This is a genomic window from Paenibacillus artemisiicola, from assembly GCF_017652985.1.
GTDB lineage: Bacteria > Bacillota > Bacilli > Paenibacillales > Paenibacillaceae > Paenibacillus_Z > Paenibacillus_Z artemisiicola.
Genome location: NZ_JAGGDJ010000003.1, coordinates 398,742 through 417,969, shown reverse-complemented (window position 1 = coordinate 417,969; position 19,228 = coordinate 398,742). Strand labels below are relative to the sequence as shown.

Annotated in this window: 23 protein-coding genes; 1 reads left to right on the top strand and 22 read right to left on the bottom strand. The window is 59.5% G+C overall.

The features are described from left to right. Window positions 1–110: 110 nt before the first annotated feature. From panD to I8J29_RS07945, 11 genes are all read right to left on the bottom strand, one after another. Window positions 111–494 carry an aspartate 1-decarboxylase gene (panD, locus tag I8J29_RS07995; RefSeq protein WP_208847080.1) on the bottom strand — a complete coding sequence of 128 codons (384 nt, stop codon included), beginning with the start codon at window positions 492–494 and terminating at the stop codon, window positions 111–113. Then, entirely contained in the window at window positions 445–1,377 is a 933-nt protein-coding gene (gene panC, locus I8J29_RS07990; protein WP_208847079.1) for a pantoate--beta-alanine ligase, read from the bottom strand. The genes panD and panC overlap by 50 nt, the downstream gene beginning before the upstream one ends. Next, the gene (gene panB / locus I8J29_RS07985; RefSeq protein WP_208847078.1) at window positions 1,374–2,288 is read right to left on the bottom strand and encodes a 3-methyl-2-oxobutanoate hydroxymethyltransferase; all 915 of its coding nucleotides are present in this window, start codon (window positions 2,286–2,288) and stop codon (window positions 1,374–1,376) included. Before panB ends, panC begins: the two co-directional genes overlap by 4 nt. Window positions 2,289–2,639: 351 nt before the next feature. Beyond that, window positions 2,640–3,626 carry a biotin--[acetyl-CoA-carboxylase] ligase gene (locus tag I8J29_RS07980; RefSeq protein ID WP_208847077.1) on the bottom strand — a complete coding sequence of 329 codons (987 nt, stop codon included), beginning with the start codon at window positions 3,624–3,626 and terminating at the stop codon, window positions 2,640–2,642. Then, on the bottom strand, window positions 3,623–5,044 hold the full coding sequence (locus tag I8J29_RS07975; RefSeq protein WP_208847076.1) for a CCA tRNA nucleotidyltransferase: 1,422 nt from the start codon (window positions 5,042–5,044) through the stop codon (window positions 3,623–3,625). The genes I8J29_RS07980 and I8J29_RS07975 overlap by 4 nt, the downstream gene beginning before the upstream one ends. 33 nt (window positions 5,045–5,077) lie before the next feature. After that, the gene (gene bshA / locus I8J29_RS07970; protein ID WP_208847075.1) at window positions 5,078–6,238 is read right to left on the bottom strand and encodes an N-acetyl-alpha-D-glucosaminyl L-malate synthase BshA; all 1,161 of its coding nucleotides are present in this window, start codon (window positions 6,236–6,238) and stop codon (window positions 5,078–5,080) included. A 109-nt stretch (window positions 6,239–6,347) separates the two neighbouring features. Continuing rightward, complete coding sequence (gene bshB1, locus I8J29_RS07965; protein WP_240545972.1) at window positions 6,348–7,043, bottom strand: bacillithiol biosynthesis deacetylase BshB1; 696 nt, start codon at window positions 7,041–7,043, stop codon at window positions 6,348–6,350. Next, window positions 7,043–7,459 carry a methylglyoxal synthase gene (locus I8J29_RS07960; protein WP_208847074.1) on the bottom strand — a complete coding sequence of 139 codons (417 nt, stop codon included), beginning with the start codon at window positions 7,457–7,459 and terminating at the stop codon, window positions 7,043–7,045. The genes bshB1 and I8J29_RS07960 overlap by 1 nt, the downstream gene beginning before the upstream one ends. Before the next feature lie 67 nt (window positions 7,460–7,526). Next, window positions 7,527–8,333, bottom strand: coding sequence for a 4-hydroxy-tetrahydrodipicolinate reductase (gene dapB / locus I8J29_RS07955; RefSeq protein ID WP_208847073.1), 807 nt, complete (start codon window positions 8,331–8,333; stop codon window positions 7,527–7,529). Window positions 8,334–8,337: 4 nt separating this feature from the next. Beyond that, window positions 8,338–8,883, bottom strand: a complete 546-nt coding sequence (locus tag I8J29_RS07950; RefSeq protein WP_208847072.1) for a tetratricopeptide repeat protein — start codon at window positions 8,881–8,883, stop codon at window positions 8,338–8,340. 55 nt (window positions 8,884–8,938) lie between these two features. Then, window positions 8,939–9,274, bottom strand: a complete 336-nt coding sequence (locus I8J29_RS07945) for a nucleotide pyrophosphohydrolase (protein WP_256252586.1) — start codon at window positions 9,272–9,274, stop codon at window positions 8,939–8,941. Between the two features lie 150 nt (window positions 9,275–9,424). On the opposite strand from I8J29_RS07945, the gene I8J29_RS07940 reads away from it, so the two are divergent. Next, window positions 9,425–10,291, top strand: coding sequence for a YitT family protein (locus tag I8J29_RS07940; RefSeq protein WP_371263642.1), 867 nt, complete (start codon window positions 9,425–9,427; stop codon window positions 10,289–10,291). Between the two features lie 52 nt (window positions 10,292–10,343). On the opposite strand, the gene I8J29_RS07935 is transcribed toward I8J29_RS07940, so the two are convergent. The 11 genes from I8J29_RS07935 to I8J29_RS07885 all read right to left on the bottom strand — a co-directional run bounded on the left by I8J29_RS07935 (window position 10,344) and on the right by I8J29_RS07885 (window position 18,860). After that, complete coding sequence (locus I8J29_RS07935; RefSeq protein WP_208847071.1) at window positions 10,344–11,264, bottom strand: sporulation protein YpjB; 921 nt, start codon at window positions 11,262–11,264, stop codon at window positions 10,344–10,346. A 42-nt stretch (window positions 11,265–11,306) separates the two neighbouring features. Next, window positions 11,307–11,942 carry a DUF1405 domain-containing protein gene (locus I8J29_RS07930; RefSeq protein WP_338113089.1) on the bottom strand — a complete coding sequence of 212 codons (636 nt, stop codon included), beginning with the start codon at window positions 11,940–11,942 and terminating at the stop codon, window positions 11,307–11,309. Between the two features lie 84 nt (window positions 11,943–12,026). Next, the gene (locus I8J29_RS07925; RefSeq protein ID WP_090637799.1) at window positions 12,027–12,917 is read right to left on the bottom strand and encodes a menaquinol-cytochrome c reductase cytochrome b/c subunit; all 891 of its coding nucleotides are present in this window, start codon (window positions 12,915–12,917) and stop codon (window positions 12,027–12,029) included. A gap of 22 nt (window positions 12,918–12,939) precedes the next feature. Further along, window positions 12,940–13,611 carry a menaquinol-cytochrome c reductase cytochrome b subunit gene (gene qcrB / locus I8J29_RS07920; RefSeq protein ID WP_090637800.1) on the bottom strand — a complete coding sequence of 224 codons (672 nt, stop codon included), beginning with the start codon at window positions 13,609–13,611 and terminating at the stop codon, window positions 12,940–12,942. Window positions 13,612–13,628: 17 nt separating this feature from the next. Further along, window positions 13,629–14,156, bottom strand: a complete 528-nt coding sequence (locus I8J29_RS07915) for a Rieske (2Fe-2S) protein (RefSeq protein ID WP_090637802.1) — start codon at window positions 14,154–14,156, stop codon at window positions 13,629–13,631. A gap of 256 nt (window positions 14,157–14,412) precedes the next feature. Beyond that, on the bottom strand, window positions 14,413–14,832 hold the full coding sequence (locus tag I8J29_RS07910) for a DUF2487 family protein (RefSeq protein WP_208847069.1): 420 nt from the start codon (window positions 14,830–14,832) through the stop codon (window positions 14,413–14,415). A gap of 227 nt (window positions 14,833–15,059) precedes the next feature. Continuing rightward, a complete protein-coding gene (locus tag I8J29_RS07905) occupies window positions 15,060–15,242 on the bottom strand; it encodes an IDEAL domain-containing protein (RefSeq protein ID WP_090637806.1) in 183 nt (60 codons plus the stop codon). A 298-nt stretch (window positions 15,243–15,540) separates the two neighbouring features. Then, window positions 15,541–16,788 carry a hypothetical protein gene (locus tag I8J29_RS07900; RefSeq protein WP_208847068.1) on the bottom strand — a complete coding sequence of 416 codons (1,248 nt, stop codon included), beginning with the start codon at window positions 16,786–16,788 and terminating at the stop codon, window positions 15,541–15,543. A 203-nt stretch (window positions 16,789–16,991) separates the two neighbouring features. Then, window positions 16,992–17,585, bottom strand: coding sequence for a histidine phosphatase family protein (locus tag I8J29_RS07895; RefSeq protein WP_208847067.1), 594 nt, complete (start codon window positions 17,583–17,585; stop codon window positions 16,992–16,994). A 79-nt stretch (window positions 17,586–17,664) separates the two neighbouring features. Further along, window positions 17,665–18,267, bottom strand: a complete 603-nt coding sequence (locus I8J29_RS07890; RefSeq protein WP_208847066.1) for an anti-sigma factor family protein — start codon at window positions 18,265–18,267, stop codon at window positions 17,665–17,667. Beyond that, a complete protein-coding gene (locus I8J29_RS07885) occupies window positions 18,264–18,860 on the bottom strand; it encodes an RNA polymerase sigma factor (RefSeq protein ID WP_090637813.1) in 597 nt (198 codons plus the stop codon). The genes I8J29_RS07890 and I8J29_RS07885 overlap by 4 nt, the downstream gene beginning before the upstream one ends. Window positions 18,861–19,228: the final 368 nt, after the last annotated feature.

Genomic DNA, 19,228 nt, shown 5'->3' with positions numbered 1-19,228 from the left:
GTAATGTAGAGAATGAAGCGAGTGTTATGCTCATTCTTTGCCCGGGCACCGCTTTTCATACTACAACCCAGACGTTTCACAGCGTTGGCATCGGGATTAGGGCGCTTTCGTTACAGCACGGTCGCGTGCAGCTCTTCGTTCGTCAATTGGACGGGCTTGTTGGCCGCGTCCAGGATGACGACCTTCGGCTTGTAGGCTCGCGCTTCCTCTTCCGTCATGACCCCGTACGAAATGATGATCACGTTGTCGCCGGGCTGCACGAGCCGCGCCGCCGCGCCGTTCAGGCAGATGACGCCGCTGCCCCGGGGGCCGGTGATGACGTACGTCTCCAGGCGCGCGCCGTTATAATTGTTGACGATTTGCACTTTCTCGTTGGGCCAAATGTCGGCCAGCTCCATCAAATCTTCGTCGATGGTGATGCTGCCCACGTAATTCAGGTTCGCTTCAGTGACTGTGGCTCGGTGAAGCTTCGATTTCATCATTGTTCTGAACATGGCGGCCACCTCCAGTCGGTTGAAATAAACGGTTATCGATCAATCGCGTGGCGCCGAATTTGACGGCGAGCGCGAGAATCAGCTGCGCGTCGGTTTCGGCAAGCGGCAGATCCGGATCGAGCGGATGCAGCGAAGGATACGTTAGCAGCTCCACGTAGTCGATCTCGGCCAGCGGCGCCGTTCGGATGCGCGCCGTCGCTTCGGCGACCAGGCGGCTTGCGGTCATGCCCGGCTCGGTCAGCAGCTTCCCCGCATCGCCGAGCGTCCGCGACAGGACGAGCGCCTGCACGCGCTGCTCCGCGTTCAGGTAGACGTTGCGGGAGCTCATCGCCAGGCCGTCCGGCTCGCGGACCGTTTCGCATGGCACGATCTCGACCGGAATGTTGAGGTCGTTCACCATTTGCTGGATGACCGCTACCTGCTGGGCGTCCTTCATGCCGAAGTAGGCGCGGCCGGGTTGAACCAGATTGAACAGCTTGCTGACGACCGTGCCGACGCCGTCGAAATGGCCGGGCCGCGAAGCGCCGCACAGCTTCGTCGTCACCTCGCTGATCAACACGCGGGTAAGCGGCTTCGCCGGGTACATCTCGGCGACCGAAGGCGCGAAGAGGAGCGCGGCGCCGTTCTTCTCCGCGAGCGCGGCATCCCGCTCCAAGTCGCGGGGGTAGCGCTCGAAATCCTCGTTCGGCCCGAACTGCAGCGGGTTGACGAATACGGATACGACCGTGAACGCGCCGTCGTCGGCCGCGCGACGCATCAGGCTCGCGTGGCCTTCATGCAGGTAGCCCATCGTCGGCACCAGCCCGATCAATCCGTTCGGCGACTGGCCGCGCCGCCTGGCGAGCTCGGCCTTCAATTCGGCGATCGTCGCGCAGATGATCATGACTGTCCGCCTCCTTTGGGCGCGCCGGCCTGATCGCGCCGCGAGCCGTTCTCTTCGGCGTTATCGGCGGCGCCGCCGTACAGCCGGCGGAGCGCTTCCTGCTCCATCGGGAAGGCATGCGCCTGCTCCGGAAACGCGCGCGACTTCACGTCGGCGACGTAAGCGCCGATCGCGCCGCGGATCGTCGTCCCGAGATCCGCGTACGTCTTCACGAAGCGCTTCTCGTAATAAGGCGAGGCGTACTGCAAAATATCGTGATACACCAGTACTTGCCCGTCGCAGCCCCGGCCCGCGCCGATGCCGATCGTCGGAATGGACAGCGCCGAGGAGATCGCTTCCGCGAGCGGCTCCGTCACGAGCTCCAGCACGACGCTGAACGCCCCGGCCGCTTCAAGCGCCTTGGCGTCGTCGATCAGCCGCTGCGCTTCCTTCTCCAGCTTGCCCTGCACTTTGTAGCCGCCGAGCTGATGCACCGATTGCGGCGTCAAGCCGATGTGCCCCATGACCGGGATGCCGGCCTTCACGAGAGCCGCGACTTCGTCCGCGACCTCCGCGCCGCCTTCCAGCTTGACGGCGTGGGCATGGCCTTCCTGCAGCAGTCTTGCCGCGTTGCGAAGCGTCGTTTCCTTGCCGAGCCGGTAGGTCATGAACGGCAGATCGGCCACGATGAACGTATGTCGAGCGGCGCGGGCGACCGCGCGCGCGTGGTACACCATATCGTCTAGCGTCACGGGAATCGTCGTGTCGTACCCCAGCACGACGTTGCCGAGCGAATCCCCGACGAGCAGAATGTCGATGCCGGCTTCCTCCGCGAGCTTGGCGGATGGATAGTCGTAGGCGGTAAGCATCGAGATCGGCTCTCCGTTTTGCTTCATTTTTTTCATCTTCGTAATCGTCAACGGTTGGGTCATGGGCTTCGTCCTCCTTAGAATTGGATGGGCGTCCGCGAGGTTCGTCATGCTAAGTTAAGCTTTCACGATCGGCGTTCGTCCTATGTGATCAACACAAAAAAACCTTCTAGCCGCCGCTAAAAAGGTTCCAATCCAAAAAGGAACATCCTGGCTAAAGCGGGCTTCCTTCTGTCTCGGTCCCTGGCGGCTCAGAGCAGAAATGCGCACTGCCTTGCAAACGAAGCGGATGATGTCATTCCGGTCCGCCGCATTGTCCCGGGTGCGGTTCGCGCGCTGCGCGATACCGCCCCATCGATGAGCATGACTGGTAAGGCGAGTATATCATTAAATCGGCGAACCGTCTATGAACGGTTACCCCTGCGGCGGCACCTGCTCGGCGGAAAAAAGCGGCACGACGGCGCCGTCGTCCATCCGCACGAGCAGGGCGCCTTGGTCGTTCAAGCCGATCGGCGTGCCCGTGGTTGCCTTGCCGCCGACGATGAGCCGCGTCGGCTTGTGCAGCGTGACGGACAGCGCCTCCCAGATCGTCTGAATGGGCGCGAAGCCTTCCCGCTGATACACGGCGTACAGCTGCTGGAATTGCGCGAAGAACGACGCGACGATCTCCGCTCTGTCGAGCTCCCGGCCCAGCTGGATGCGCAGCGACGTCGCGATGTCAAGGAGCTCCGGCGGGTAATCGTCCTCGGTTAAGTTGACGCTGATGCCGATGCCGGCGATCACGTAGCGCAGCCGCTCCTCCTCGGCCGTCGTTTCCAGCAGAATGCCGCTGATTTTGCGGCCGCCGACGAGCAAATCGTTCGGCCATTTGATGCCGATGTCGAGCGGCGCGGCTGCCGCGCGCAGGGCGCGGCACAGCGCGACGGCCGTCAGGAGCGTCAGCTGCGGCGCGAAATGGATCGGCATGCCGGGACGAAGGATGAAGCTCATCCAGATGCCCTTGCCCGAAGGCGATACCCATTTGCGTCCCATTCGGCCCCGTCCGTTCGTCTGCTGCTCGGCGATGACGAGCGTTCCTTCGGGCGCGCCTTCTTCCGCCAGCCGCTGCGCGATGTTCTGGGTCGAATCGACCTCGTCGAACAAGCGGATGCCGCCGATCATCGCGACCCCCTTCTCCCCGAGCTTGGCGCCGAGCTCGAGCGCCGTCAGCTTGGACGGACGGTCGATCAGCCGATAACCGAGCCTGCGCGACGCTTCGATTCGATAGCCCGCGGCTTCCAGCTTCTTGATCTGCTTCCAGATCGCCGTCCGGCTGACCTGAAGCGCTTGGCTCAGCTGTTCGCCCGATATGTAATGTTCGCTTCCCTGCTGCTCCAGCAGCTCGAGCAGGCGATTGTTCATGAATGGTCACCTCGCGTTTTTTGCGGCTTGTCGATTTGCGCAAGCCGGTCCGCCGCTTCGGCGAGCAGCGCCGCTTTCTCGTTCGGCACGCCCCCGAGCGCCGCGGCTTCCAGCAAGCCTTGAAGCAGCTGCCCCAGCCACGGACCCGACGGCCTGTCCGCGAGGGCCAGCAGCTCCTTGCCCTTCACGGCCAAGTCGCGGATCGCGCCCGCGGGCATGCCCCGCACCGTCGCCTCCAGCGCTTGCGCGTAAGGGCCGAGACCGGCATATCGCTGCTCTGCGGTTTGTCCGCCCGCCGCGATCAAATCCGGCATGCGCTTGACGATGCCCGTCCAGGCAAGCGCGGCGGCTTGTCCGTGACGCAGCGCGGCAAGAATCCAGCTGCGCCGCGTATCGTCCGGCAACCGCGCGGCCGCAGCGGCGTTCTCGGCCGCCGGCGAACCGGCGAGGCCGAGCAGGTCTCGTTCGGCCCGCTCCGCCATGGCGCCGTGAACGGCCAACACCGCCGCGAGCCGTTCGCCGCGGACCGCCGCGTAGCGCAGCGTCCCGAACAGCTTCGCGCCTTCGTCCCCGCCGAGCCCGAGCAGCGCGCAGAGCGCGGCCCAACGGTCCTCGGCGTCCGGGATACCGGCCAGGCCGCGGAAGCCGCTCGTCTGCGGCGCCGCTCCGGACCTGCGGCGGGCGGGCAGCGCCGCGTAAGCCGCCGCCGCGGAAGCGAAGGCTTCCGGAAGCGGCTCTTTCGTGCAGCCCAACAGCCCGCTCGCCGCGAGCAGCGCTCCGGCCCGTTCCGGTCGGCTGCCGCCGATCATTTTGTCGAACTCGAGCCCGATCCGTTCCATCGCGATATGCGCGAGCAGCCCGCGATGCCGCCGGATCGCGCGCCACGTGCCGGGGGCGATCCGCAGGTCGTAGGCCGCCGCGAACCGGACGGCCCGCACGATGCGCAGCGCGTCCTCCTGCAGCCGCGCGTCGGCCTCGCCGACGCAGCGCAGGATGCCGCGCTCGAGATCCCGGCATCCGCCGAACGGATCGACCATCGTCCCGTCGGCGCGCATGGCCATCGCGTTGATCGTGAAGTCCCTGCGCTGCAGGTCTTCCTTCAATTCGGTCACGAACCGTACCTCGGACGGCCGGCGAAAGCGTTCATAAGCCGATTCCGTGCGGAACGTGGTGATTTCGTAGGTGCCGCCTTCGTGCACGACCGTGACGGTGCCGTGCTGCAGCCCGGTCGGAATCGTCCGCGGAAACGCCGCGATAACCTCTTCGGGCGAAGCGGAAGTCGCGATGTCCACGTCCTTCAGCGGCCGACCGAGCAGCGTGTCCCGGACGCAGCCGCCCACGAAGACGGCTTCGAATCCGCGCGCTTCCAGCGCGGCAAGCAAAGGGAGCGCCTTCGTCAGCGCTTCGCTCATCGACATGGCCCTCCCTCCTTTCCTGCTATGGGTGTTGGCTTACTCGCAAACCGGCTCCGGAATATCGGCTTCGATGCCGAGCGTCTTATAGTAGATTCGCTCGTATTCGGCCGTGATCAAATCGTTGCAGAAGCGGGTTCTGGCCCGGTGCAGGCACGCTTCGCGAACCTTCCGGTAGAGCCCTTCGTTGCGCAGCAGCTGAATCGCGTTGTAGGCCATGTCGTCCGTGTCGCCGATCGGCGACAGATAGCCCGTTTCGCCGTGGGACACCAGCTCGGGAATCCCGCCGGCCGTGGAGCCGATCGTCGGCACGCCGCAGGCCATCGCTTCCAGCGCGACGAGCCCGAAGCTTTCCTTCTCCGACGGCAGCAGCATGACGTCCGCGATCGAGATGACCTGCGCGACGTCGTCCTGCTTCCCGAGGAAGTGCACGCGGTCCTGCAAGCCGAGCTGGCGGACCCAGGCCTGCACCTTCGGCAAATCCGGCCCTTCCCCAACCAGCAGCAGCCGGCTCGGCACTTCCCGGACGACCTTGGCGAATACGTCGACGACGTCCTGCAGCCGCTTCACCGGCCGGAAGTTCGAGATATGCATGAGGATTTTCTCGTCGCCCGAAGCGAAATCGCTCCGCAGCGAGCTGCATTCCCGCGGAAAGTAAACGCGTTTGTCGACGAAGTTATACGTCAGCTCGATCGGTTTGTCGATGTCGAGCAGCTCCCGCGTTTCGCGGATCAGGTCCTTGGATACCGCCGTGACGGCGTCGCTCTTGTTGATGCCCATGCGGATCAGATCCTTGAGCGACTCGTCCTGGGCCAGCACCGTGATGTCCGTGCCGTGCAGCGTCGTCACCGTGCGAAGGCCGTCGCCGACCATTTCCTTGGCCAAGTAGGCGCAAACCGCATGCGGCACCGCATAATGGACATGAAGGATGTCCAGCTCCTGCATTTTCACGACCTGCGCCATTTTGCTGGCAAGCGACAGATCGTAAGGCGGATATCGGAAGACGTAATAGTCGTTGACTTCGACTTCGTGATAGAAGATGTTCTTCTGGAATTGGCCCAGCCGGAACGGAACGCTGTGCGTAATAAAATGAATTTCATGCCCTTTCTCGGCCAGCAACTTGCCGAGTTCCGTCGCGACGACGCCGGAGCCTCCGAGCGTCGGGTAGCAGGTGATGCCGATCTTTAAGCGTCTAGCCATGCGCTGCACCTCCGATTCTTTCGTTACCTATGCCTATGCCTATGCGGCGAGCGACGGCTCAACGCGGCTTCATCAAGATATAATACGCTTGACAAGACGGGCGTTCCGTTTAAAACAACGTTACCGCATGCGGCTTCCGGAATGCAAATCCTTCGGCGTATGCCCATCCCCGCGTTTGGCCGAGCAGCATGTCCCGCGCTTCCACGCGCTGGATGTACCGGTCGGTCAGCGGCGTCCGCACCCGGTCTTCGCCTTCGGCCGGCGGCGCGAATTGCGAGCGGTAAGCCTGCAGCGCCGCGAGTTTCGTGCCGATATGATCGCTGATATCGGTGACGAGACTGACGTCCCCGCTGTCATTGATATAGTAGAAATACGTTTGCTCCACCTGAACGGGCGGCAGCTCCGGCATATAATTGCGCAGCTTCGCGTTGAAGACCGCTTCTTCGATCAATCTGCTGCAGTTGACATGGTCCGGATGGCGGTCGTTCCAATACGGCGCGAAGACGAGCCGCGGCCGCAGCCGGCGAATTTCGGCCACGATCGCCCGGATCTGCTCATCCGAACCGGTTAAACCCCGATCGGGCAAACGCAGTACGGAACGATGCGATAAACCAAGCACCGCGGAAGCGTCGGCGGCTTCCTGCCGCCTCGTTTCCACGGTGCCGTTGGAGGACATCTCGGCTTCGGTCAGGTCGCAGATCGCGACGCGGTATCCTTGCGCGACATGCTTCGCGATCGTGCCGCCCATGCCGATCTCGACGTCGTCCGGATGGGCGCCGAAGGCCAATAAATCGACGGCCTCCATTATGCCTCACCCGGCTTGTACTTGTGCACGAGCTCGCGCCACGCGAAGTCGCCGCGCTGCAGCGCGCGGACGAGCAGCTCGCCCGTCGCGACGTTGGTGGCGACCGGAATGCCCTGCACGTCGCAGAGACGCAGCAGCGCGATGATGTCCGGTTCGTGCGGCTGCGCCATAAGCGGGTCGCGCAGGAAGATGATCAGGTCCATTTCGTTCTGCGCCACGAGCGCGCCGATCTGCTGATCGCCTCCGAGCGGACCGGACATGAACCGGTGGATGTTCAGCTTCGTCTGCTCCATGATTCTAGCGCCCGTCGTCCCCGTCGAATACAAGGAGTGGCCTTGGAAAACGTGTTCGTATGCGATGACGAAATTGACCATTTCGTCTTTCTTTCGGTCGTGCGCGATAAACGCGATGTTCACCCTTGCTGCACTCCTCTCCTGTGTCCTCAAGCTCTCTTCCGCCTTGGCGGCCGGCTTGTCCGGACAGCTAGTCCATCAAATGTTCGAATCCGTAGATGAGTCCGGTATAGGTCATGATTTTCTTGCACGCGACGCTCACGCCGGGCATATACCCCGCGCGCTCGTAGGAATCGTGCCGGATTTTCAAGGTTTGGCCGTAGCCCCCGAAGACGACTTCCTGCTGGGCGAATACGCCCGGCAGCCGTACGCTATGTATGCGAAACCCGTTATAATACCCGCCGCGGGCACCCTCGATGATTTCCTTCTCGTTCGGATTGCCCTGCCGCAGCTCCTGCCGCGCCTCCGAAATCAGCTCCGCCGTTTTGATCGAGGTGCCGGACGGGGCGTCCAGCTTCTGGTCGCCGTGATATTCGATGATTTCGACGTGCGGCATATACTTGGCGGCCTGCGCGGCGAATTTCATCATCAGGATCGCGCCGATGGAGAAGTTCGGCGCGACCAGCGCGCCGAGCCCTTTTTCCTTGCAGAGCTCGTCCAGTTCGGCCATTTGCTCCGGCGTCAGCCCCGTCGTGCCGATGATCGGGCGTACGCCGTGCGCGATCGCGAGGCTCGTGTTGCCGTAAGCCGCGTGCGGAACCGTGAAATCGACCAATACGTCCGCTTCGGCGCTTTTAAGCGCGCTTTCAAGATCGGCTTGTACGTTAACGCCGCAGGGCGGCAAGCCGACAAGCGTTCCCGCGTCGACGGGACCGGCGGATGGGCTGACCGCCGCCGCCAGCGTCAGTCCTTCGTCCTGAAGCACCATCTTGACGACTTCACGTCCCATCCGCCCGTTTGCTCCCGTTACTGCTACTCGAATTTGTTCCGCTGCCATTGGGTCACCTGTTCCTTTTCCGTTTACTTCGCAGGCTGTACGCGCGAAGGGCCCTGCCCTTTCGTCTCAGCTCGGCATACAGCGATCGCGCCGCGGCATGCTCGGGATCGAGCCGTACGGCCTCCCGCGCGTAAGCCGCGCCTTCATCGTACCGCCGCAGCGAAGCGTAAGCCGAACCCAGCAGCAGCAATGCCTCCAAGTTCAGCGGATCCATCCGCGACGCTTCGATCAGCATCGTTAGCGCGCGGTCTATATCCGCTGGCGATTGCGTCAGCAGCTGCGCCGCTTCGCTGACCAGGGCTTTCGCTTTCACCGTCTGCAAGTGATAGCCGTACTCCTCATGGCCGGCATCCAACTGCACGGCCTTCTCCGCGTACTGCAGCGCCTTTTGCCATTTCCCGCTGCGAGCGCACGTAATCGAGCATTTATAATATACCGCGCCGTTATCCGGTTCCAGCTCGATCGCTTCCTCGAACCGCTGAATCGCCATCTCGTAATCGCCGTTCAGGATGGCTTCGTAAGCTTTCTTCACGCAGCTCTCTACGTCCATCCGCCCATCCTCCTTGTACACAGGTTGATGGTAACAGCATATGTAGGAAGCCGGATTACGGTTCGACGTTTTTTCTCGTCCAGCGGTCGGCGTCGCGCGTATTGAATTTATGCATGACGCGGTCATGGGCTTCCGCCAGGTCGATTCCGAGCGAATTGGCGAAACAAACGACGATGAACAAAATATCGCCGAGCTCCATCTCGATGGAATTGTCCGCCTCGTCCGCTTTCTTCGGCTTTTCCCCGAAGCGGTGATTGACTTCCCTCGCCAATTCTCCCACTTCCTCGCTCATCCGGGCGAGCATCGAGAGCGGGCTGAAATACCCTTCCTTGAACTGCGATATGTATGCGTCAACCTCTTTCTGTATGTCCGCGAGCGACTTTTGCGACACCGTCCAAGCTCCTCTCTGTGCATGAGGTTTCCCTACATATGTTATATCAAACCGTTTCCGAACACAATGCTTTTGACTTTCCCGGGAAAGAGACATACTATGTTATAGCCTTCATCTTTGCACCATTCCTCGAAAGGAGCCGGGTTCCCGTTGAAAACGAACGTTACGCAGCTGCTTCGCAATCTGATCCCGGTTATGCTGGGGACCGCGATTTACGCGTTCGGCTTGCATTATTTCCTGCTTCCCAATCAATTGATGGAGGGTGGCGTCACCGGCATCGCGATCTTGCTCAATTACGCGCTCGGCTGGCCGTTGTCGATCTCGACCTTCGTGCTGAATATCCCGCTCTTCATTATAGGCTGGCGCATTCTGGGCCGTTCCCATACGGGCTACACGGTGTTCGGAGCCATCTCGCTCTCGGTCTTTCTGGCGCTCATGGAGAAGTTCATCGCGCTGGGGTGGATCGTACCGTTCCGCACGTCGAACGATTACATACTCGCGGTGCTCTATGCCGGCGTCACGCTGGGCGTCGGCCTTGGCATCGTGTTCCGCTTCGGCGGGACGACCGGCGGCGTCGACATCGTCGCCCGCATCGCCGCCAAGCTGAAGGGCTGGAGCATGGGACAAGTCATCCTCACGCTCGACGTGGCCATCATCGCCTTGTCGCTGCTCTATATCCCGAAAGAAAAGGTATTGTACACGCTCGTCGCCGTCTTCATCGCCTCCAAAATGATCGACTTCATCCAGGAAGGCGCCTACGCGGCGAAAGAATTCACGATCATCACGGAGTTCGGCGATGAGATCGGCCGTAAAATCACCCAAGAAATGGATCGCGGCGTCACGCTCTTCCCGGCCAAAGGGGCGTATTCGGGCAAGCCGAAACAGGTCGTCTACTGCATCGTGGCGCGGCACGAAATCCGGCTGCTGCGCGCGATCGTCCGCGGCGTCGATCCGCGCGCGTTCATCGTCATCAACGACGTGCACGACGTGCTCGGGGAAGGCTTCAAAGAAGAATAACCGGCCCAGAGGGCCGGTTATTTTTTCATTCGCCGATGCAGCGACATGCCGTTTAAAATTTGTTGCGCGAGTACGGAATGCTTCCGTTTCGATCGTTCCGATATTTGCGCCAGCCGATGAACCCGAGCACGCCCATTACGAAAGCGGCAATGAACATTTCCCCGATCAGCATGGAGCCATGCCTTTGCTGTCCCACGGTCATGCCGGGCGGAAGCGCTTCCGCAGCAGCGGCCTCGCCGATCTCATTCGGATCGCGGAACAGCGCGCTCGCGGCCGACGTCAGGCCGTCAAGCGCCGATAAGACGGATTCCGGCCGCATCTGGCCGTTTTCCACGGCCGTCACGACCCCTTTGATATACCCGATGCGTTCCTTGACCGTTTCGATCGAACCGGGATCCCGCTGCATGAGCGCCGCTACCTCCAGCCGGTCGACATGCTCGCGGTAAATTCCGATTGCCGCTTCGGCCGCCAAGGCCCGATCCTCGCTTTGCGATTGCCAACTCGTCCGAATCCGCTGCGCATCATCCTTCAAAATCTCTTCGTATTGGAGCCATAACGGCGACTTCGGACGAAAAACGGCATCGCTGGCCAGCTTCAGCCGGGCCGCTTCCGTATACCAAAGCGTGGTCGTTCCTTTTTGGGGCATCGCCTTCTTGGCCGCCTGCAGGCTGAGGTCGAACGCCTGCCAGCCGACCGGCGTGCCGGTGCCGCGTACTTCGGGCACGGCGGCCAAGCCTTCGATGCGCTGCAGCAGTACGTACGCTTCCTGCCGGTTCGAGCGGTTCGCCGCCGCATAAAAGGCATCCGACCACGCGCTGAGCCGTTCCAGCGACGAATTGTTGTCCGCGTCCGCGCTTTCCGGACTTGCGTCGGCAGCCGACGCGGCGAATTGCGCGGGTTTCAGGCTGCAACCCGACGCCAGAAGGAAACAAATCCCGGCGCAAACCAGCGCAATGAACGATGATGCCTTCATGACCATCCCCCCTATTACCATCGTATGGGGGGATGTCCCATCTTAGACCTTGCGGTAGGCGATTAATAGCCATGTGATCAACAGACTGAACACCGACAACCCCATCGTGAACGTCTGGATGGCGGACAAATCGTTTTCGAGCACGTCCGGCAGCCAGGGAAACACGAAAAAGGTATAGTCGATCGTATCGTTGAGCAGCAGCCACAGCAGCGCCAAGAACGCCATGAACCGTCCGAATACCATATAACGGACGAACAGCATTGCCTCGAACGCCATGCCGAGATGGGAAACGATGAGCATATAATGCTCCCACTGCAGCTGATCGCCCTGCGCGCCGCCCGCCATGATCATCGTGACCGCCCAAATGCCGTATTTGATCGACGTGACGACGCCGAGCGCTTCGATGATCGAACGGACCGTCAAGCCTACGGTACCGGAACCCGAGAGCCGCGGGAATAATAAGAAGAGCAAGGACAGCGTAAAAAACAAGCTGGCGGTAGGACTGTCCGGTACGAAGACGACCTGCCAGGCGGATTGCGTCTCCACCGTATACGCCATCTGATTGCCATACCAGTAATAGCCGTATAGGGTCCCTAACGTGTTGACGATAAAGAGAAGCCACAATATCGTGCGATTGGTCAAGAAATCGCGGCTCCACGGCAGAACGGCTGCTTTCACGTCAATCCTCCTCGTCCTGAACTCAGGCATTGTTGCAAAAAAACCTGATCGTGGGAACGATCAGGTTTTGGATCTTTCAATGCCTTATTTTGCAGGCGCTTTTTGTTTCGCGAGCCAAGTCGTCAATTGATCGATCTCATCGGCGGTCAACTTATCCTTGAAGGCCGGCATGTTGTTCTTGCCGTTCGTCACGATGTCGACCAGCTCTTCTTTGCTGAACTTGTCGCCGATGCCGTGGAACGACGGGATGCCCGAGCTTTCGTTGCCTTTCAAGTCCGCGCCGTGACACATGACGCATTGCGCTTTCTGTTCGACCAGCGAGCTTACGACCGGATCCTTGGCGTCGACCAGCGGAATTTCCGGCGCGGGTTCGCCTGCCGGACGGCCGGCTTTCGCCGCTTCTTCCGCGGCTTCGCGCGCTTTCTCTTCCCGGAGGATTTGTTCCGGAATCGTGTTCGTGATCTTCAGCTCGTGCTGGTAGTGATCCCACGACTGCTTCGTCAGGTAGAAGCAAGAGATCAGCGACATGAACATCAGCAGCGACGCGATCGGACGTCTGTAGAAGCGGCGCTCTTTGCCCGTGTCCAGGAACGGCGCCAGCAAGAGCGAACCGAAGGCGATGCCCGGAACGCCGACCGTACCGAGCACGACGTAGCTGCCCGACACGTATTGCAATTTCAGAAATTGATACAGGAACAGGAAGTACCAGTCCGGCATCGGAATAAAAGCCGCGTTCGTCGGGTCCGCCGGATAGCCGAGCGGAGCCGCTTCGGAAATCGTCAGCACGAGGAAGCCGACGAGCACCACGACGCCGACCATCCATTCCTTCAACAGGAAGTTCGGGATGAAAGCTTCCGATTTGCCTGGATAAGAAGAATAATCCGGTGGGGTCACGGGGCCGGGAGCCGACTTCTTACGAACCCGGGAGTCACCGACGAATACGACTTTTTCGTTCGATTTATGACCGTGTGCCATTCGCAGAATGCCTCCTTTCGGCTTAGAGTGGTCCCGAAATCCCTTGCTTTCGGATCATAAAGAAGTGGGCCGCGAGGAGCGCGAGCAGCGCGCCAGGCAGGAAGAAGACGTGAATCGCGAAGAACCGCGTCAGCGTTTCCGCGCCGACGATCTCGCCGCCTTGCATTAGCTCTTTAATGTATGTACCGATCCACGGCACCGATTCGGCGATTTGAATGCCGACCTTCGTCGCGAAGTAGGCTTTGTTGTCCCACGGAAGCAGGTAGCCCGTGAAGCCGAGACCCAGCATGATGAAGAAGATCAGCATGCCGACCACCCAGTTCATTTCGCGCGGCGCTTTGTAGGAGCCCGTGAAGAACACGCGCAAGGTGTGAAGGAACATCATGACGATAACGAGACTCGCGCCCCAGTGGTGCATGCCCCGCACGATGCCGCCGAACGCAACCTTGTGCTGCAGGAAGTCAACGCTCTTGTACGCATTGATGATATCCGGCACGAAGTACATCGTCAGGAACATCCCGGACAAAATTTGAATGACCGTAATGAAAAACGTCAAGCCGCCGAAGCAATACACGAATGCGGAGAAGTGATGAGCAGGGTTGACGTGCTCCGGTACTTCGTGGTCCGCGACGTCCCTCCACATCGGCGTAATATCTAGACGTTCGTCGATCCAGTTGTAGATACCTTTCATCATCTGATTGTTACGCCTCCTTATACCCGTGTATTGGCTTTGATCGGACCGAGGTAAACCCAGCCGCTCTCGACCTTCAAGTCGTATTCGTCCAGCGGTTTAGGCGCGACGACCAAATTCTTGCCGTCCTTGGTGTAGTGGGCGCCGTGGCATGGGCAAACATACTCCTCGTTCTTCTCCGTGTTCCAGCCGATCGTACAACCAAGATGTTTACAAACCGGAGAGAGCGCGAACGGTTTGCCGTCTTGCCCTTTGGAGATCCAGGCCGTCAGCTCAGGGTCGCTGACATACCAGCCGTCCACCTGGTGGATTTTGAACTTGAATTCTTGAGGTTCGTTCGTAATTTTTGTTTCTTCTACGACTTTAATCCACGTACCGGCCGCTTTTTTTTGCAAGATCGGATCTACCGCAAAGCGGATCATCGGAAGCGTCATACCCGCTGCCATGAAAGCGCCTGCGCCGCCGAGCGTATACGACAAAAATTGACGCCGCGACATCCCGTTGCGTTTCACCGCGCCGTGCGTGTTATCGTGTTCATGGTTACTCATCTTCTGTTCTACCCCCTTTGCTGAGCCATATCTTGTGTTCTGCCGGAGAAGGCAAAACAAACGATGAACTAGGACATTACTTATAATAGCCTAGGTGATATGGAGCGTCAAGAATTTGCCAATCGAATATATGGACAGTTCAAATTGGGATTTGTCAATTGTTATCAATTTGTCACAATTGACCTTGTCTGGAATTTGTTTTACCCAATCCGCTGTCACCTTATGCAAAACGATGCAAGCTTGTCCAGCCGATGAATCAGGCGCGACCGAGCCAAAGCTTGCGAACGGACTCGCTGACGGCTCCCGGTTCTGGCGATTCGCCGTCCTCGTCCGGACCGACGGACAGGTCCGCGCCGCATGCTTCGGCGGGCGGTAGCGGAACGGCCGAGGCCAGAATGATGTATGTAAATCCGGCCGTACGCAGATTGCCGCATACCTCTCGGAGCTGTTCGGCAAGCTCGGGCGACCGCGCGCCGTACTGGATGGCGGGGTACGTGACGATTCTTCCTTTGAACGGCTGTTCGATCGTAAGCAGCACGTCGCGGAGACGTTCGAGCTTCCGCGTCGCTTCGTGCGGCATTTCCGCGCCCGTCAGTCCCGTTACCGGCAGCACCGCCGTATCGAGATACGGTTGAAGCTCCGCCCACTGCTCTGCGTTTAATTCGCTGAATTTCATTTGTTTTCCCGCTCCTCCGGTCATTAGGATATGTATGTTCGGCAAAATCCATTCTATTCAATATACCATAGGTATCCCTACTATAATGAAAGAAAATTTCCGCGCCTTCCCCGCCGGGCCCTCGGAGCAAAAAATGCCAGGACCATCGAAGCTTTCGCCCCGACATCCTGGCATCATGTAATCGATCGGCCTGCTTGCGCTGCGCGCGGGGCGCGCCGCCATCGACATCAAACGTGCAGCGACTTCAACTCGTCCGTCAACCGCTGAAAGGTATCCTTGTCGCCGGAGGCCAGCGCCGTATCGATCTCGGCGTACAGCTTATCCATGCGAAATTTGAGTACGGCTTCGTCCAGGAGCATTTCCGCGGCAAGTCCCAGCATGACTTCGTAAGAGAGTTTCATTTTGTCCATAGGATACACCTCCACCTCCAACTGAGCGTTTAAGAGATCCTATATTCCTTTCCTTACGCCTCTTGCTTCCCAATCGTCTTCTTTTCTCCGTGCCGATCGTCTAATCTGTCCGTGCCGACGACTCCCGCAGGCGACCAAGTGAAAGCATATAGGTGGTTCAAGTAAGTGCGATTCTCCCGTTCGGGGAGGGTATCGGCTCTACTAAATCATATTCAACGTACTTGAAAGAAGCTAAGGACGTTGGCCCGCCGCCGAACGAATGTGCTTCAGCCCGGCGGCATCCGTCACGCCCCGGCGGCTAACCGTTCAGTACGATCGCCTCGTCGTCGAGGCTTTGTCCCGCCACGATCGTCCGGCCGAGCGGCGTCATCCGCAGCACTTGCCCGAACTCGGCGTGCTCGCCGATGCGAAGCAATCCGAGATGCAGCATCATGCCGATGAGCCGCTGCTCGAGAATCGTTTCGGGCTGGTCGTAATAGAACGGCTTCACATAGGGCTTCAGCGTCGAGAGGACGGTGTCGATCTTCACCCATTTATTCCCCAGCTTGTCGATCCAATAAACGAGCGAGCGAATATTCGGGATCGGTCCCCTGTACAGCCGCAGCCAGAATTGATACAGCTTGTCCGGCGGCTCCGCCGACCGCAGCGCCTGGCGCTCCTTGCCCGCCGGCGACAGCTCCAGCACCTCGTTCTGCTCGACGATCCAGCCTTTGTAGTAACAGTAGTCGTACAGCAGGGACAAGCGGTTCGGGTACTCTTTGATTTTCCGCCCGTAGCCGAACCGCCATTCTCCTTTGCCCGGCAGCGGCTCCTTGACCCCGAAGAGCTCCAGCAGCTGCATGACGCTTCGCTTGTACATCGTGCCTTCCGTCGTGAGGGCGACTTCATTTAAATGGATGTACGTTAGCAGCTGCGCCACGTCATCCCCCATCAGCATCTGTTCGTCCCGGTAGGCGTGGGGCTCGTCGTCCGCGTAGACCGCGCCCGCGATCAAGCGGCGCTCCAGCGACTGCTTGAACCGCTCCTTCAAGTCGCTCGGCACTTGAAAGAGGTAGCGCTCCGGGCCGGCATAGCCGTTGAACAGCCAGCCGTATTGCTTGAACCGGGAAATCGTCTCCCGCGGCCCGGTTTCCGGTTCGGGCCGGTCCTTCGCCGACGTCTTCGATTTTGCCGGCCGCTTGCCCGAAGCTTGTGACTTCGCTGCCGGTTTCTTGGCGGCCGGCGCGGACTCGTTCGCGCTGGGCGCGGCACCCGAGGACGCCTGCTGCCCGGCTGGCGAACCGAACCGGCTCAGTTGCACCCGCGCGACTAATTCCTCCAGACTGAAGGCATCCCGCGCATCGAACAGCAGCGAATTCATGAACCTCAAATCCTCGAGCTTCAAGGCGCCGATTTGCGCTTCGAACACGTCGCGGCGATTGACCGTCGACAGAATCGACTGGATTAACTCGTGTTTCGAGTTTCCGTTGCATTCGCATTGATAGGTTGTCGCGATTCGGCTCAGTTGGCCGATGTCCGCATAACTAAGCATGTCCGCTAATTTCATCTGCCGCCCTCCGTTCCCATCTCTCTTGCAGGTGTACTACCATTATGGGAACATTGCCGTTTTTTATAACCCCGGTTGGGAGAAAAGTTCATGCCGCGCGCTTCCCGCGCCAGCGTTTCGCCTTGAACGCGCGGCCGATCGCAACGAAAAAACAGCCGCCAATCTCGCTCCGTTGCGAGAATAGCGGCTGTCGACAAGAGAACTTATCGGCAATCTTGCAGTTGTTCCAAATGCTGCGTGCAATTATGAAGCAGCGGGATCCACCCGAGACCCGAACGTTCCATGATCGAAAACGAAAGATTGTGAATCGGCTTATCCTCCAAGTCCGCGTACATCGCCCGCAGCAGCTGCGACAGCAGGCTGCCGTGGGTCACGACCAGCAGGTCGCGATCCGGCATCGAAGCGGCGGCTTCCTCGACGAACGCCAGCGCGCGAGTCCGCAGCTGCTCATCGTTCTCTTGGCCGTGGTCGAGCTTCTTCCAGTCCGCGCCCCAACGCGACAGCCGGTCCGTTTCCGTCGTGCCTTCCACGTCGCCGTAATACCGCTCGCGCAGCCGCGCGTCCGGTTCGAGCAGCGGTATGCCGAGCGCCTCCGCGATGATTTCGGCGGTTTGCCGCGCGCGCATGAGATCGCTCGAGACGACCGCATCCCACTTCAACGGCTCCGTCGTCAGGCGGTTTGCAAGCGCCCGCGCTTGCCGAACCCCTTCCTGATTGAGCGGAATATCGGTTTGGCCCTGGATTTTGCCAAGCTCGTTCCAAGCCGTCTGACCGTGGCGAATGAGTCCGATTCGCAAACCGTCTACCTTCCTTCAATGAAGATCTCCGGCGCGGAACGCCGGAGTCGAGTTCTTGCCCGTATTCAATATGTATGCGTCAGCTGCGCGTTCGTGAAAACCAGTTTAAAATGAGCAGCGTCATAATGATGCCGAGCAGCGATAACGCAACATAGTATTGCGGAACCGTCGGCACGATATTCAGCACGATGGGATCGCTGATGCTGGCGACCGGCACGTCGGCGTAAAACGCGTTCTGAATGATGTCGGGGTCGCTGGCGGCGTCCGCCGGTTCAATCAACCCGGTCAGCTTGGCCACGTTCACGGTGGACGCATCGTGATTGCCCGTTACGACGTAGAACAATCCGACCACGAACATCGCCAGGCAGCACGCGATAATCGCCGTGACGTTCCGGCGGAACGTCTTGGAAAATTGATAGGTTCGGTTCGTCACCGGCATGAACCAGGACTGTTCCGAATAAATGCGGTCCATGACGCCATGGTTGACGTGATCGACGGGACCGATCTCGTCGGCATCTTCCGAGAAGACGCGAATCAGCTGTTCGCTCTCTTCCCATATCCGAAACTCCTCCCTGCACGCCTCGCAGGTTTGGAGATGCAAATCCACGAGCAGACGTTCGCTGTCGTCTTCGGCCAAATCCCAATAGACGCCGAACGATTCCTGTACATCCTGGCAGTTCATCGCATTTTCATCCCCTCGTACTCTTCCAGCATTGGCGATTCGCCGAAATACGGTTCCAGCTGAACCTTGACGCTGCTGCGCGCACGAAACAGAAGCGATTTTACGGAGCTGACGGTCTGGCCGAGGATATTAGCGATCTCCTGATAATCCAGTTGATCGTACTCGCGTAAAATAAGCGCCGAGCGCTGCTTCTCCGGCAGGCTGTTGATGGCTTCCCGCACCATCGACATCCGCTCGTTCTTCAGCAGCCGTTGTTCCGGGACGGCATCAGGCGGCGCGACCGGGGTAAATCCGACTTCTTCGAAGGATACGTTCCCGGCCTTCTGTTTTCTCAGCTCGCTGAGCACCGTATTTCTAGCGATGGTGTACAGCCATGTTGAAAAGGAAGCATCGACTTCCCTGAACGAATGGAGGCTGCGATACGCTTTGTAAAACGTTTCCGAGCAAAGGTCTTCCGCCAGCAGTTCGAGCTTCGCGCTCTTCAGCATGTGAAAGATGAAGGCAAGGATTTTTCGTTGGTAGCGCCGCATCAACTCCGAGTACAGCTGTATGTTGCCATCCTTGATTTCGCGTATAAGCTGGGAATCGGTCATCGCGGGCGACCCTCCTTGGCCATAGGAGTGCTCCCGGATCGGTTATACATTGTACCGACACGGGAGGAAAAAGTTGCGCGATCGTAAAAATTTTGTGATCCGTGCTATTTTCTCTATCTATTTCGAGGAATGAAACCAAATTCCTGCTTCTTTCGACACGTTTCATTTCCCCACATTTTTACATAAACAACATCGATTGTAACATGCGGCGAAAGGTCGTGGGGTAAAAGTTTCTCAAAGATCCCGTAGTCCGGATGGCCCGGCACTGGTAATCGACGTAACGAACCGGCGAAAGGTTTCAATTAAGCTAATAAAAGACAAAAAAAAGACCGCCCAAGGGCGGCCCCGCAAAGATCTGCGATGGATTT